12 protein-coding genes are annotated in these 13,848 nt (G+C 71.0%); 11 read left to right on the top strand and 1 reads right to left on the bottom strand.

Going from position 1 to position 13,848, the window contains the following annotated elements:
• From AC3B5L_RS15700 to AC3B5L_RS15665, 8 genes are all read left to right on the top strand, one after another.
• Positions 1-408 (top strand): phage holin family protein, encoded by a 408-nt coding sequence (locus AC3B5L_RS15700; protein ID WP_259954392.1) that lies wholly within the window; start codon positions 1-3, stop codon positions 406-408.
• Entirely contained in the window at positions 395-667 is a 273-nt protein-coding gene (locus AC3B5L_RS15695; RefSeq protein ID WP_025104872.1) for a hypothetical protein, read from the top strand. Before AC3B5L_RS15700 ends, AC3B5L_RS15695 begins: the two co-directional genes overlap by 14 nt.
• A 76-nt stretch (positions 668-743) precedes the next feature.
• Complete coding sequence (hemQ, locus tag AC3B5L_RS15690) at positions 744-1,424, top strand: hydrogen peroxide-dependent heme synthase (protein ID WP_490096413.1); 681 nt, start codon at positions 744-746, stop codon at positions 1,422-1,424.
• Between the two features lie 5 nt (positions 1,425-1,429).
• Positions 1,430-2,431: a hydroxymethylbilane synthase gene (hemC, locus tag AC3B5L_RS15685; RefSeq protein ID WP_490095960.1), complete on the top strand. Its 1,002-nt coding sequence runs from the start codon at positions 1,430-1,432 to the stop codon at positions 2,429-2,431.
• Complete coding sequence (locus tag AC3B5L_RS15680) at positions 2,428-3,225, top strand: uroporphyrinogen-III synthase (RefSeq protein ID WP_187662559.1); 798 nt, start codon at positions 2,428-2,430, stop codon at positions 3,223-3,225. Before hemC ends, AC3B5L_RS15680 begins: the two co-directional genes overlap by 4 nt.
• Positions 3,222-4,199, top strand: coding sequence for a porphobilinogen synthase (gene hemB / locus AC3B5L_RS15675; protein WP_268777011.1), 978 nt, complete (start codon positions 3,222-3,224; stop codon positions 4,197-4,199). The genes AC3B5L_RS15680 and hemB overlap by 4 nt, the downstream gene beginning before the upstream one ends.
• Before the next feature lie 96 nt (positions 4,200-4,295).
• Positions 4,296-5,618, top strand: a complete 1,323-nt coding sequence (hemL, locus tag AC3B5L_RS15670) for a glutamate-1-semialdehyde 2,1-aminomutase (protein ID WP_259954388.1) — start codon at positions 4,296-4,298, stop codon at positions 5,616-5,618.
• Between the two features lie 302 nt (positions 5,619-5,920).
• Positions 5,921-6,370, top strand: a complete 450-nt coding sequence (locus AC3B5L_RS15665) for a hypothetical protein (protein ID WP_136052962.1) — start codon at positions 5,921-5,923, stop codon at positions 6,368-6,370.
• A 50-nt stretch (positions 6,371-6,420) separates the two neighbouring features.
• Here the strand turns inward: AC3B5L_RS15665 and AC3B5L_RS15660 are convergent, their stop codons facing one another.
• Positions 6,421-8,388 carry an ATP-binding cassette domain-containing protein gene (locus AC3B5L_RS15660; RefSeq protein ID WP_490095959.1) on the bottom strand — a complete coding sequence of 656 codons (1,968 nt, stop codon included), beginning with the start codon at positions 8,386-8,388 and terminating at the stop codon, positions 6,421-6,423.
• 110 nt (positions 8,389-8,498) lie between these two features.
• Between AC3B5L_RS15660 and AC3B5L_RS15655 the strand changes: the two genes are divergently transcribed.
• From AC3B5L_RS15655 to AC3B5L_RS15645, 3 genes are all read left to right on the top strand, one after another.
• Positions 8,499-9,560, top strand: a complete 1,062-nt coding sequence (locus AC3B5L_RS15655; RefSeq protein WP_268777014.1) for an enoyl-CoA hydratase/isomerase family protein — start codon at positions 8,499-8,501, stop codon at positions 9,558-9,560.
• A 212-nt stretch (positions 9,561-9,772) separates the two neighbouring features.
• Entirely contained in the window at positions 9,773-11,500 is a 1,728-nt protein-coding gene (locus AC3B5L_RS15650; protein WP_187662555.1) for an ABC transporter ATP-binding protein, read from the top strand.
• Positions 11,497-13,827 (top strand): ABC transporter ATP-binding protein, encoded by a 2,331-nt coding sequence (locus AC3B5L_RS15645; protein ID WP_490095958.1) that lies wholly within the window; start codon positions 11,497-11,499, stop codon positions 13,825-13,827. Before AC3B5L_RS15650 ends, AC3B5L_RS15645 begins: the two co-directional genes overlap by 4 nt.
• The last annotated feature ends 21 nt before the right edge of the window (positions 13,828-13,848 follow it).

Genomic DNA, 13,848 nt, shown 5'->3' with positions numbered 1-13,848 from the left:
ATGCCCCGCGGATATCGGGATCGCGCCGACGACAGTCTGCTGACGCTGCTCGGCGACCTGCCGGAGCTCGTCACCACCCTCGTCAAGGCCGAGATCGACGCGGCCAAGGCGTGGGTGTCGCGCACGGCGAAGGATGCGGGCGTCGGCTCCGTCTGGTTCCTCGTCGCGCTGTTCTTCCTGTTCTGGGCCGTGCCCGTGATCCTCGTGTTCGCGATCGCGGGGCTGTCGTCGTGGTGGCCGGTATGGCTGTCCGCGCTGGCGGTGTTCGGCATCCTCATCGTCGCCGTGCTGCTGTTCGCGCTGCTCGGCATCCTGAAGTTCCGCAAGGTGCTCCGTCGCCAGAACCCGGCACAGGCCGTGGCCGAGGACATCCGAATCGTGAAGGAGGCCGGCGATGAGCACCCCTGAGTCGCTGCCGCGCACCGCGGTCCCCGCGGGGATCGTCGATCCCGTCGCCTCGGCGCGGGCGGAGTTGAAGGCGGCCCTGGCCGCCATCGAGGTCAAGGGGAACATCCCCCGGCGCGTGGAGAAGGCATCGGCGCGGGCGGCCGTGAAGGCGCGCGCGTTCGCCGATCGCAACCCCGCCGCAGCGATCGCCGCGACCGTGGGCATCGCCGCCGCCGTCGGCGGGGCGGTGTGGGCCATCGCCCGCGCCATCGCCCGCTGATCGACCCCCGTACCGCCCTCGCCTGGGGGCAGTATTCCCCTGATTAGCGGCTCCTCCGCAAAGGGGGCAGACTGGGATCATGTCCGACCTGCGTGAAGAGAACCCGTCCGGTTACACCCTCTGGGCCGTCTGGCGACGCAACCCCGATGCTCCCGTCACCGAGATCGACGCGACCGAGGTCGAGTCGATCGTCTCGCACATCGAGGACTCGGGCGTCACCGTCCGCGGCTTCTACGACGTCTCCGGACTCAAGGCCGACGCCGACCTCATGGTGTGGCTGCACGGTGCCACGGCCGAGGAGCTGCAGCGGGCGCTCCGTCGCCTGCGCCGCACCGAGATGCTGCGCTCGCTCCTGCCGGTGTGGAACGCCATGGGCGTCCACCGCGACGCCGAGTTCAACCGCGCGCACGTCCCCGGGTTCCTCCGAGGCATCGAGCCCAAGGACTGGCTCGTCCTCTACCCGTTCGTCCGCACCCCGGAGTGGTACCTCGCACCGGAGGGGGAGCGCCGCACGATGCTCGCCGACCACGGTCGCAAGGGCGCCGCGTTCACCGGTGTCATCGCGAACACCGTCGCAGCCTTCGCGCTGGGCGACTACGAGTGGCTGCTCCCGATGGAGGCGGATGAACTCACGGATCTCGTCGACATGATGCGCGACCTCCGCTACACCGACGCCCGCATGTTCGTGAAGGAGGAGGTGCCCTTCTACACGGGGCGCCGCCTGCGCTTCGACGAGATCGCGGACGTGCTGCAGTAAGCGCCATGAGCACCCCCATCCGTCTCGGCACCCGTCGCAGCGCGCTCGCGCAGGCGCAGTCGGGCCACGTCGCCGCAGCGCTCGAGAAGGTCACCGGCCGGCGCGTCGAGCTCGTCCCGATCACCAGCGAGGGCGACACCAATCGCGCCTCGTTGTCGGAGATCGGCGGCCTCGGCATCTTCGCCACCCGTCTCCGTGAGGCCCTCCTCGCCGGCGAGTGCGACTTCCTCGTGCACTCCCTCAAGGATCTCCCGACCGCGGTGCCGGAGTCGCTCGTCATCGCCGCGACGCCCCGACGGGAGGATGCCCGCGACGTGGTGCTCACCCGACACGGCATCCCGCTGCATGAGCTGCCGGCCGGGAGCGCGGTGGGCACCGGGTCGCCCCGCCGCATCGCGCAGGTCCACCGTCGTGCGCCCCGCGCTCACGTCGTGGACATCCGCGGCAACATCGACTCCCGGCTCTCCCGCGTCGCGTCCGGCGAGTTGGACGCCGTGATCCTCGCCGCCGCCGGGCTCTCGCGGCTGGGCACCGATTCGCCCCTGCATCGCGAGGAGCTCGGTCTCGCGGAATGGCCGACGGCGCCGGGCCAGGGGTCGCTGGCAGTCGAGACGCGGGCGGATGCCCCGGAGGAGCTGCGCGCGGCGCTGTCGGCGCTGGACCACCGCGAGACGCGGCTCGCGATCACGGTCGAGCGGGCCATCCTGGAGGGCCTGGACGCCGGTTGTCAAGCCCCCATGGCGGCGCACGCCGTCGTCCAGGGGGCCGAGATCCGCGTCAGGACAGTGGTCTACGCCCCGGACGGGGGTCGCCGGATCGGTCTGGACGTCACGGAAGCCCTGAACGGGGAGTATATTCATCGGAACGGCAGTGGCAATGGTGCGGATGCTGCCGATGGTGCAGACCCGATGCACGCAGCGCGTGAGTTCGGGCTCGCTGTTGCCCGTCGGCTGCTCGATCAAGGGGCGGCCGACCTCGTCCCTCAAGAGCAATCCGAATTGTCATGACCACTTCTGAAAGCAAGCAGGACCGACCGCTGGACGGCTGGCGCATCCTCGTGCCCCGTGGCGGACCCTGGGGCGACAGCGTCGCCGCGAGTCTCCGGAACCTCGGGGCCGTTCCCGTCGTCGCCCCGCTCATCAACTTCGCGCCCACGACGGACCAGGCGACGCTCGACCGGGCGCTGGAGCAGCTCGCGGCCGGTGAGTTCGATTGGCTGACCGTCACGAGCGCGACCACGGTGGACGTGCTGTTCGCCCACCGCGCCGTCGTGCCGAAGACCACGAAGATCGCGGCCGTCGGCGAGACGACGGCCACGGCGCTGCAGGCCGTGGGCTACGAGGTCGCCCTGGTGCCGGAACAGGACAACTCCGCGCAGGGCATGGCGCAGCAGCTCATCGCCCTGGAGCACGAGCCGCGCCGGATCCTGGCGCTGCGCAGCGAGATCGCCAAGCCCGTCCTCAGCCTCCTCCTTTCCGACGCGGGGCACGACGTGCACGGCGTCGTCGCCTATCGCACGGTCGGTGTCCCGGTGACGGAGCGCATCCGCCGCGATGTCGAGAACGGCCGGATCAACGCGATCCTCATCACCAGCGGTTCGGTGGCCGAGCAGGTGCGGGAGCAGTTCCCCGAGATCCCGGACGAGACGCTGCTCGCGGCGATCGGTCCCCGCACGGCGAAGGACGCCGAGCGCGCCGGTCTCCCCGTCTCGGTGGTCGCCGACCGGCAGACCATCGATGCGCTGATCGAAGCCGTCTCGCAGTTCACCCTTCCGCACGCGGCAGACGAGTTCGCGCCGTGAGCTTCCCCGACATCCGCCTGCGCCGACTTCGCCAGTCGCGCGCCGTCCGCGACCTCGTGCGCGAGACCTCTCTCGAGCCGCGGCAGCTCGTGCTCCCGCTCTTCGTCCGCGAGGGCCTGAGCGAACCGGTCGCCATCGGTTCGATGCCCGGTGTCGCCCAGCACTCGATCGACTCGCTGCGCGCTGCGGCCGTGGAGGCCGCGGAGGCCGGGGTCGGCGGCGTCATGCTGTTCGGCGTTCCCGCGGTGCGCGACGCCCGGGGCTCCGGCGCGGACGACCCGCAAGGCATCCTGAACGTCGCCACCGAAGCGCTCGCGGCCGAGGTCGGCGACGCCCTCGTCGTGCAGACCGACCTCTGTCTCGACGAGTTCACCGACCACGGTCACTGCGGCGTCCTCGCCGCCGACGGCTCCGTGGACAACGACGCGACCCTGGAGCGGTACGCCTCGATGGCCCTGGCCCAGGCGCGCGCAGGGTCCCAGCTGCTCGGGCTGTCCGGGATGATGGACGGCCAGGTCGCCGTGATCCGTCAGGCGCTCGACGCCGAGGGGTTCACGGACACGCTGATCCTGGCGTATGCCGCGAAGTACGCGAGCGCGTTCTACGGCCCGTTCCGCGAAGCCGTCGACTCGCAGCTCCAGGGCGACCGCCGAACGTACCAGCTCGACCCCGGCAACCGCCGCGAGGGCGTGCGGGAGGCCCTGGTCGACGAGGACGAGGGCGCGGACATCGTCATGGTGAAGCCGGCGATGGCCTTCCTGGACGTGCTCCGCGAGGTGCGCGACGCCGCGACCGTCCCGGTCTGGGCGTACCAGGTGTCGGGCGAGTACGCGATGATCGAGGCCGCCGCGGCGAACGGGTGGATCGATCGGCGTGCCGCGGTGCTCGAGTCGCTGCTCTCGATCCGTCGCGCGGGTGCCGACGCGGTGCTGACCTACTGGGCCACGGAAGCCGCCCGCTGGCTGCGCGGCTGAGCCTCCCTCCTGTCCGCAGACGGCCTTCGAAGGGCAGGCGGCGGGTTAGCCTGGAAGGGATGCCGGGAGAGCTCCGTGCATCACGGAGGAGCCTCGATGACCGACCGCAATGACGACCTTTTCTCTGCCGCCCGTGCGGTGATCCCCGGCGGGGTGAACTCTCCGGTGCGCGCCTACGGGTCGGTCGGCGGGACGCCGCGGTTCCTCGCCTCGGCGCGGGGAGCGACCGTGACCGATGCCGCGGGCAACGAGTACGTCGACCTCGTCGCGTCGTGGGGCCCCGCGCTGCTCGGCCACGCACAGCCCGAGGTCGTCGCCGCGGTGCAGGAAGCCGCCACCCGCGGGCTCTCGTTCGGCGCTCCCACCGAGGGGGAGGTCGAGCTCGCCGCGCTCATCGCAGACCGCGTCCGCTTCGGCGAGATCCGTCCCGTCGAGCGTGTCCGGTTGGTCTCGACCGGCACCGAGGCCACCATGACCGCCATCCGCCTCGCTCGCGGCGCGACCGGCCGCGATCTGCTCGTGAAGTTCGCCGGCCATTATCACGGCCACTCCGACGGCCTGCTCGCCGAGGCCGGCTCCGGGGTCGCCACCCTCGCGCTGCCCGGCTCGGCAGGCGTGCCCGCGCCGATCGCTGCGCAGACGCTCGTGATCCGCTACAACGACCCGGAGGCGCTCGCCGCCGTCTTCGCCGAGCACGGCCCGCGGATCGCGGCCGTCATCGTCGAGGCCTCGGCGGCGAACATGGGCGTCGTCCCTCCGCTGCCGGGCTTCAACCGCCTCATCGCGGAGACCGCCCACGCGCACGGCGCCCTCATGATCCTCGACGAGGTCCTCACCGGATTCCGGGTGCACCCGGCGGGCTTCTGGGGACTCCAGGCGGAGGCGGGGGAGGACTACCTGCCCGACATCCTCACCTTCGGGAAGGTCGTCGGCGGCGGTATGCCGCTGGCGGCCCTCGGCGGTCGTGCCGAGGTCATGGACCTTCTGGCGCCGCTCGGCCCGGTCTACCAGGCGGGCACGCTCTCCGGGAACCCGCTGTCGGTGGCCGCGGGCCTGGCCACGCTGCGACTCGCGACGCCCGAGGTCTACGCGACCGTCGACGCCGCAGCCGCTCGGGTGTCGTCGGCGCTGGACCGCGCGCTCGGCGAGGCCGGGGTCACCCACGCTCTGGCGTCCGCCGGCAACCTCTTCAGCGCGTCTTTCCGGGCCTCCGCTCCGCGCGACTACGCCGAGGCGCAGGCGCAGGAGTCTTTCCGGTACGCCGCGTTCTTCCACGCGATGCGCGAGCACGGGGTCGCGCTGCCGCCGAGCGTCTTCGAGGCCTGGTTCCTCACCGCCGCGCACGGCGAGGACGAGCTCCAGCGCATCGAGGAAGCCCTGCCGCACGCCGCCCGGGCCGCCCTCACCGCGCGTCCCTGACTTCCGCCGCCGCTCGCTCGCGCGAAGACAGGCGCCCGCGCGGGAACAGGGGCCCCTGGACCCTGCTGCCTGAGGTCGCGCGGATGCCTGCCCAGGGAGCGGCGGTCGCGAGGTCGGCGAGATCAGGCGCTCGCGCGGAGTCAGGCTTGCGCTCCCGGTAGCGGCCTGTTCCGGCGTGAGCGCCTGTCCTCGCGGGAGGTGGTTGCTGCGGGTGGGGGTGTGGGTGATTCCGACAAGGGATCGTTGCGTTCCTGTGAGCAACTTCCAGCCAACCGGGAGGGCGGCGCTGGCAGACTGGGGACATGGTGACGTTGTTGCTGGACCAGACGCAACTCGAGGTCGTGCTCTCGCCCATCGAACGTGCCGCCACCTTCCACCGTGAGAACGTCCGCATCGTGCGCGACACGATCACCAAGGTCCAACTGACCGATGACGCCTGGACCTGGCTCCGCGGCGTCCCGAACCCGGGCACCCACATTCCGGGCGTGCTGGCGGCGGGGAGCTGGAAGGCCGCGGGCAGCCTCGACTTCGTGCTGATCCGTCGCCGTCGCCCCAGCGTGGTCGTCGACCTCGAGGGCGACCCGCAGTACAACCGGCTGATCCTCACCACCCGGCACGGCCTCGCGCTCACGCAGGCTCTCCGCCTCCCCGTGTCAGAGGAGCCCGCGACGGTCGAGGAGATCGTCGCCACGGCCCCGACTCCCGTCTCGAAGGGCAGTCGTCGGCCCGTCATCCGGCCCCGTCCGGCCTGACCTCAGACGCAGAACGCCCTCCCGATCGGGAGGGCGTTCGTGTGTGCGGTTCAGCCGTGGTTCTCGTCGGAGTGCGCGCCGTGGTCGTCGTCCGCCTGCGCGTCGGGCGCCTGCTCCTGACCCGGAGCGTGCGCACCGGGCTCCTCCGAGGACTCGTCGTCCGCGGATGGCTGCTCCTCGGACGGGGTGGCCTCGGCGGGGGCGTCGCCCTCCGCGGACGCGAGCGGGTAGTCCCGGGGCTCGTCCTCGTAGTAAGCGCGGGCGGCGGCGGCGAGCATGGAGCTCACGGCCGCGGATCGCGGGTCCTCGTCGTCGGTCGCGGGATCGGATGCCTCTGCCGGCTGCGTCGTGTCGGCGGTCGCGGTCTCGTCGTTCGCGGCGGACGCGGCGTCGAGCTCGGAGAAGAACTCCACGCCGGCGGGCTCCGCTTCGTCGGCCGCGGACTCCGCGTCCTCTGCGTCGGTCGTGTCGTCGGCGGCGTCGATGTCAGACGGAGCCTCGGGGCCCTCGATCTCGGCGCCCGCTGCGGGGACGGACGCGTCGGGTGTCGTCTCGTCCGACTCCCCTGGGGCGGGAGCGTCCTGTCCCGCCGACTGCTCGGGCGATGTGCGCGCCTCCGCCGTGTCTTCGTCCGCCATCTCGGCGGAGGATGCCGCGAACAGGGCGGCGAAAGAGCGTCGCGGGGACTCGGTCGCGGGCACCGGCGCGGGAGCGCCGAAGAGGATGTCGTCGAACGAACGCGAGGAGTCGGACTCCGCGTCGGACGCGGAGTCCGACTCCGCATCCGTCTCCTCCTCGGCATCGCTCAACGTCAGCGCCGCGGTCTCCTCGACCACGGGGATGACCTGGACGGTCTCGTCGCCCGCAGCGGTCTCGACCACGGTCACGAGCTGGGTGGTCTCGTCGTCGACCGGGCCCTCGGCTCCCGCCGTCTCGTCATCGTCGCCGGACCCGGTGGCCGCGGCATCGCCGGGGATCTCCGTGCTGAGGTCATCGGCGAGAGCCGCGGCACCGCCGGCCGCGAGAGCGGAGGCGGCGGCACCGGCGGCCGCATCGCCTGTCGTGGCGGTCTCGGTCCCGGTCGAAGCGTCTTCCGACGGTTCGAGCGCCGGAGCGGTGTCGAACCGGCCGCCGCGCATGAGGTCGATGAAGACGTCCTCCAGCGTCGGGCCGCGCTGCACGAGCGTGCTCAGAGCGATACCGGCGTCCGCAGCCACGGCACCCACTCGGCTCGCGTCGGTGCCGCGCACGGTCAGGCCGGAGCGGAGCACCTCGATGTCGAACCCGGCGGCGACCAGTGCGGTCGTGAGGCCCGGGCGATCGACGGAGTCGACGACCACCGAGCCGCCGGCCGGATCGGCGAGGGTCTCGATGCCGCTCGACAGCACGAGGCGTCCCTTGGAGAGCACGAGGACGTGGTCGGCGACCTGCTCGATCTCGCTGAGCACGTGGGACGAGACCAGCACCGTGCGGCCTTCGTCGGCGAGGCGACGCATCAGCAGACGCATCCAGCGGATGCCCTCGGGGTCGAGACCGTTCGCCGGCTCGTCGAACACGAGCGCTCCGGGGTCGCCGAGCAGCGCGTGGGCGACGCTGAGGCGCTGGCGCATGCCGAGCGAGAACCCGCCGATGCGCGTGTCCGCTTCGCCCTCCAGGCCGACCAGGGAGATCACCTCGTCGACGCGGGCGAGGCGGATGCCGTTGGCCTTCGCGGCGATGGTGAGCTGACGACTCGCGGTGCGGCGCGGCCGGTAGGCCGTCTCCTCCAGGACCGCGCCGATGGTGCGCAGCGGCTGGCGCAGTTCGGCGTATGCGACGCCGCCGATCGTGGCGGTGCCGGACGTGGGGCGCACCTGGCCGAGCAGGATGCGCAGGGTCGTCGTCTTGCCCGCGCCGTTGGGGCCGAGGAAAGCGGTGACCGCGCCGGGCTCGACCCGTGCGGAGAAGTCCGAGACGGCCGTCACCTCGTTGAAGCGCTTCGTCACATTCGTGAACTCGAGCACCTGTCCTTCGGGCATCCGGGACCTCTCGTTGCGATGAACAGTTCCTCCTATCCTGCCGGAAAACCGCCCCGGAACCCGCATTTCGTGCGGAATCCGGCCGCATGCGACGGGGTAGCCTGGCACGCGTGACCGATACCCCCGCCGCGCCCCGTGTCCTCATCCGCACCGAAGGAGCGCTCGGGCGGCTCACGCTCAACCGCCCTGAGGCGATCAATGCGCTCGACGAGGACATGATCGCGGCCATCACGACGGCGCTCGTCGCGTGGCGCGACGATTCCGACGTGCAGATCGTCCTCATCGACGGTGAGGGTGAGCGCGGCATGTGCGCGGGCGGCGACGTGCGCCGCCTGCACAGCCAGATCACGTCGGGTCATCCGGAGCAGTCCGCAGAGTTCTTCCGCCGGGAGTACGCGATGAACGCCATGATCGCGGAGTACCCGAAGCCCGTGGTCGCGCTCGCCGACGGCATCACCATGGGCGGCGGCATCGGTCTCGCGGGGCACGCCGCGATCCGCGTGGTCACCGAGCGCTCGAAGCTCGCCATGCCGGAGACCCGGATCGGCTTCACGCCCGACGTCGGCGGCACGTGGCTGCTGGGGCGGGCGCCGGGACGGCTCGGCGAATACCTCGGTCTCACCGGGGCCACGATGAACGGTGCCGACGCCGTGTACGCGGGCTTCGCCGACCACTTCGTCCCCTCCGACCGCCTCGACGCGCTGCGCGAGGCTCTGGCGTACCGCGCCGATCCGACGAGCCCGAGCGAGATCGTCCTGCTCTTCGACGAGACGCCGGAGCCGTCCGCGCTCCCCGACGCGCGGGAGTGGATCGACGAGGTCTTCGCCGCCTCGACCGTGCCCGAGATCCTGGAGCGGCTGCGTGCGCTCGGCTCCGATGAAGCGGCCGCCGTCGCCGACCTGCTCGACGGACTGGCCCCGACCGGCCTCGTCGTGACCCTCGACGCCGTGCGGGAGGCGCGGGGGATGAGTGGGCTTCGTGCCGCGCTCGAAGGCGAGTACCGCCGGGTGCTGTGGTTCGTGAACGAGCACCCCGACCTGGTGGAGGGCATCCGGGCGCAGGTGGTCGACAAGGACCGCAACCCGAAGTGGCAGCCGGCCTCCCTCGCCGAGCTCGGCCCCGACGCCGGGGCGGCCGCGCGGGACTACGTTCCGCAGCCCGCGCTGTTCTGACGATCACGGCCCCGGTCACGACCGGGAAGTCCTTGATCGCCCGCGTGCAGAAATGGGCGGCGAGACGGGGGAGTGGTTCGCTGTGAGCGAAGGTCCTCCCGGAGGGGGATCCGAATGTCGCCGCTTCGTGGCACCCTGTCCTATGGCCGGTCGTCGGTCGGCATCCGTCTGCCGGGAGACCCGCCGCCTCCTCCTTCCTAGAAAGTCCGCCTGTGCTGGGAAAACTCCTCCTCCGATATCTGTCTCGCTACAAGTGGCTCCTCGTCGCCGTGCTGGTCTTCCAGTTCGCCAGCGCGGCCGCGACCCTCTACCTGCCCCGCCTCAACGCCGACATCATCGACAAGGGCGTCGCCCAGGGCGACACCGCGTACATCTGGCGCACCGGCCTGTTCATGCTGGCCGTGTCGCTCGGCCAGATCGTGGCCTCGGTCATCGCGACCTTCTTCGCCGCCCGCGCCGCGATGGGGGCGGGTCGTGACATCCGTGCCGACGTGTTCGGCAAGGTCAGCGGCTTCTCCGAGCGCGAGGTCTCGCAGTTCGGCGCCGGTTCCCTCATCACCCGCAACACGAACGACGTGCAGCAGGTGCAGATGCTGGCGATGATGGGCGCGACGATGCTCGTCACCGCGCCGCTGCTCGCGATCGGCGGCATCATCTTCGCCGTGCAGACCAACGCCGGGCTGAGCTGGCTGATCGCCGTCTCCGTCCCGGTGCTGCTCCTCCTCGCGGCGCTCGTCATCGGCCGCATGGTCCCGCTGTTCCGCAGCTACCAGGGCAAGCTCGACAACGTGAACCGCATCATGCGCGAGCAGCTCACCGGCGTGCGCGTGGTGCGGGCCTTCGTCCGCGAGCGCATCGAGGAAGAGCGCTTCCGCGGCGCGAACACCGACATCATGGTCGTCGGCCGCAAGGTCGGCTCGCTGTTCGTGCTGCTGTTCCCGCTCTTCATGCTCATCCTCAACGTGACCGTGGTCGCCGTCATCTGGTTCGGCGGCATCGAGGTCAACAACGGCACCGTGCAGGTGGGCACGCTGTTCGCCTTCATGCAGTACATCGGTCAGATCATGGGCGGCGTCATCATGGCGAGCTTCATGGCCATGATGATCCCGCGCGCCGCCGTCTCGGCCGAGCGCATCGGCGAGGTTCTGAACACCGAGTCGACGATGACCCGTCCGGCGGACGGCGTCACCGTCTTCCCGACGCCGGGTGCCGTCGCCTTCGACGACGTGTCGTTCACCTACCCCGGTGCCGACGCCCCGGTCCTCACCGGCATCAGCTTCGCCGCGGAGCCGGGCGAGACCGTCGCCGTCGTGGGCTCCACCGGGTCGGGCAAGACCACGCTCGTCTCGCTCATCCCGCGCCTGTTCGACGTCTCCGGCGGCTCCGTGCACGTCGGCGGCACGGACGTGCGGAACGCCGACGTCGAAGCGCTGTGGGACAGCATCGGCCTCGTGCCGCAGCGGCCCTTCCTCTTCACCGGCACCGTGGCCTCCAACCTGCGCTACGGCCGCGAGGACGCGACGGACGAGGAGCTCTGGCACGCTCTCGAGATCGCTCAGGGTCGTGACTTCGTCGAGGAGATGCCGGACGGCCTGAACTCCCGCATCGCCCAGGGCGGAACGAACGTGTCCGGCGGTCAGCGACAGCGCCTCGCGATCGCGCGGGCCATCGTGCACCGGCCGCAGGTACTCGTGTTCGACGACTCCTTCTCCGCACTCGACCTCACGACGGACGCCCGTCTGCGGCAGGCATTGTGGCGGGAGCTTCCGCACGTGACGAAGATCGTGGTCGCGCAGCGCGTCTCCACGATCACCGACGCCGACCGCATCGTGGTGCTCGAGGGCGGCACGATGGTCGGAGTCGGCACCCACGAGGAGCTGCTGGAGACCAGCGAGACCTACCGGGAGATCGTCGAGTCGCAGCTGGGGGTGGACGCATGAGCGAGCAGGACCCTTCGACACGCTCAGGGACCCAGGGTGCGGGCCCTTCGACGGGCTCAGGGACCCAGGGGGCAGGGTCAGGGACCCGAGGCCGGCGCCGTCGCGGACGGGGCGCGGCCGCCGCGCCCACGGCCGAGCGGGAGCTCACCGCCGAGGAGCAGTACGAGGCGGAGCTCGCCGAGCAGGCTCGGCAGCACTCCGGCGACTGGGACAGCGTCGCACCGGGCAAGGCCGACAACTTCGGCAAGAGCTTCGCCCGGATGATCGGGCTGCTCAAGCCCTCTGCCGTCTGGTTCGTCTTCGTGTCGATCCTCGGAGCGATCGGGGTCGTGCTGACCGTCGCCGCGCCGAAGGTGCTCGCCGAGGCGACGAACATCGTCTACCGCGGCTTCATCTCCATCCAGCTCGGCCAGCCGAGCGGCGACTTCCCCGGATTCCCCGCGGGGACGCCGCAGGACGTGGTGGTCGACGCGCTGCGTGATGCCGGACAGACCGACTTCGCGAACCAGGTGGGAGCGCTGGGCGACTTCCGGGTCGGCGACGGCATCGACTTCGACGCCCTGCGCTGGGTCATCGCGGCAGTCCTCGCGATCTACGTCGTGGCCGCGTTCCTCAGCTGGCTGCAGGGGTACGTCATCAACGTCATCATGGTCCGCACCATGTGGCGCCTGCGTGAGGCCGTCGAGGCGAAGATCAACCGGCTGCCGCTGGCGTACTTCGACAAGGTGCAGCGCGGCGAGCTGATCTCCCGCGTGACGAACGACATCGACAACATCACGCAGACCATGCAGCAGTCGCTGTCTGGTGCCCTGACCGCCGTGCTGACGGTGGTCGGCGTGCTCGTGATGATGTTCTCGATCTCGTGGCAGCTCGCGCTCGTGGCACTCGTGGCGCTTCCGCTCATGGGAGTGATCTTCGGCGTCATCGGTCCGCGGTCGCAGAAGGCCTTCGGCACGCAGTGGCGCAAGGTCGGGCGGCTCAACGCCCGGGTCGAGGAGGCCTTCTCCGGGCATGCCCTGGTCAAGGTGTTCGGCCGCGAGCAGGACGCCCTGGACAAGTTCAAGGCCGAGAACGAGGAGCTGTTCCAGGCGAGCTTCAAGGCGCAGTTCCTCTCGGGCATCATCATGCCCGCGATGACCTTCGTCGGCAGCCTCACCTATGTCGGCATCGCGGTGCTCGGCGGCCTCATGGTCGCGAGCGGGCAGCTGCGCCTCGGCGACGTGCAGGCGTTCATCCAGTACTCGCAGCAGTTCACGCAGCCGCTGTCCGAGCTGGGCGGCATGGCTGCGGTCGTGCAGTCCGGCACGGCGTCGGCGGAGCGGGTGTTCGATCTGCTCGACTCCGACGAGCAGGAGGCCGATGCCCCCGACGCCCCCGCGCTCCGCGAGGGCGAGGGCGTGATCGAGTTCGAGAACGTCTCCTTCTCGTACTCGCCCGAGCGTCCCCTCATCACCGATCTGTCCTTCCGGGTGGAACCGGGGCAGACCGTCGCGATCGTCGGCCCCACGGGTGCGGGTAAGACGACGCTCGTGAACCTCATCATGCGGTTCTACGAGCTCAGCGGCGGCCGGATCATGCTCGACGGTCAGGACATCTCGACCATCACCCGGGACGAACTGCGCTCCCGCACCGGCATGGTGCTCCAGGACCCCTGGCTGTTCGCCGGGAGCATCCGCGAGAACATCCGCTACGGCCGTTCGACCGCGACGGACGAGGAGGTGCTGGCCGCGGCGAAGGCGACCTACGTCGACCGCTTCGTGCACGCGCTTCCGGACGGGTACGACACCGTGCTCGACGAGGACGCGTCGAACGTCTCGGCCGGTGAGCGCCAGCTCATCACGATCGCGCGGGCATTCGTGGCGCAGCCGTCGATCCTCATCCTGGACGAGGCCACCTCGGCGGTCGACACCCGCACCGAGCTGCTGCTGCAGAACGCGATGGCGGCGCTCCGGCACGGACGGACCTCGTTCGTCATCGCGCACCGTCTGTCGACCATCCGCGACGCCGATCTCATCCTCGTGATGGAGCACGGCGACATCGTGGAGAAGGGCACGCATGACGAGCTCATCGCGGCGCAGGGCGCGTACTGGCGGCTGTACCAGTCGCAGTTCGAGCAGGCGGCGACTGACCTCGATGCGGAAGCGGCTCTCACCGGCTCGTCTCCGGTGGTCGTGACCGGCGAGGCGGACGCGGAAGCCAGTGCCGAGGAGCAGGCGGCGGACGCCGTGGCGGGAGCAGCCGTCGGCGCCCAGGTTCCGGCGGCCGAGTCCGCAGCAGCGCAGGCGCTTCTCGACGACGGCGCGGACGGCTCCACGCCCCGCGCCTGACCCGCTTCACGCACGATGCCC

The organism is Microbacterium sp. C-MGS6, from assembly GCF_058140415.1.
The sequence above is the reverse complement of the archived record's forward strand: the minus strand, read 5'-3'. Positions and strand labels throughout refer to the sequence as shown.

Coding starts and splice junctions, on each gene's coding strand:
- AC3B5L_RS15700 (WP_259954392.1), top strand. CDS start 1: ATGCCCCGCGGATATCGGGATCGCGCCGACGACAGTCTGCTGACGCTG.
- AC3B5L_RS15695 (WP_025104872.1), top strand. CDS start 395: ATGAGCACCCCTGAGTCGCTGCCGCGCACCGCGGTCCCCGCGGGGATC.
- hemC (WP_490095960.1), top strand. CDS start 1,430: ATGAGCACCCCCATCCGTCTCGGCACCCGTCGCAGCGCGCTCGCGCAG.
- AC3B5L_RS15680 (WP_187662559.1), top strand. CDS start 2,428: ATGACCACTTCTGAAAGCAAGCAGGACCGACCGCTGGACGGCTGGCGC.
- hemL (WP_259954388.1), top strand. CDS start 4,296: ATGACCGACCGCAATGACGACCTTTTCTCTGCCGCCCGTGCGGTGATC.
- AC3B5L_RS15665 (WP_136052962.1), top strand. CDS start 5,921: ATGGTGACGTTGTTGCTGGACCAGACGCAACTCGAGGTCGTGCTCTCG.
- AC3B5L_RS15660 (WP_490095959.1), bottom strand. CDS start 8,388: ATGCCCGAAGGACAGGTGCTCGAGTTCACGAATGTGACGAAGCGCTTC.
- AC3B5L_RS15645 (WP_490095958.1), top strand. CDS start 11,497: ATGAGCGAGCAGGACCCTTCGACACGCTCAGGGACCCAGGGTGCGGGC.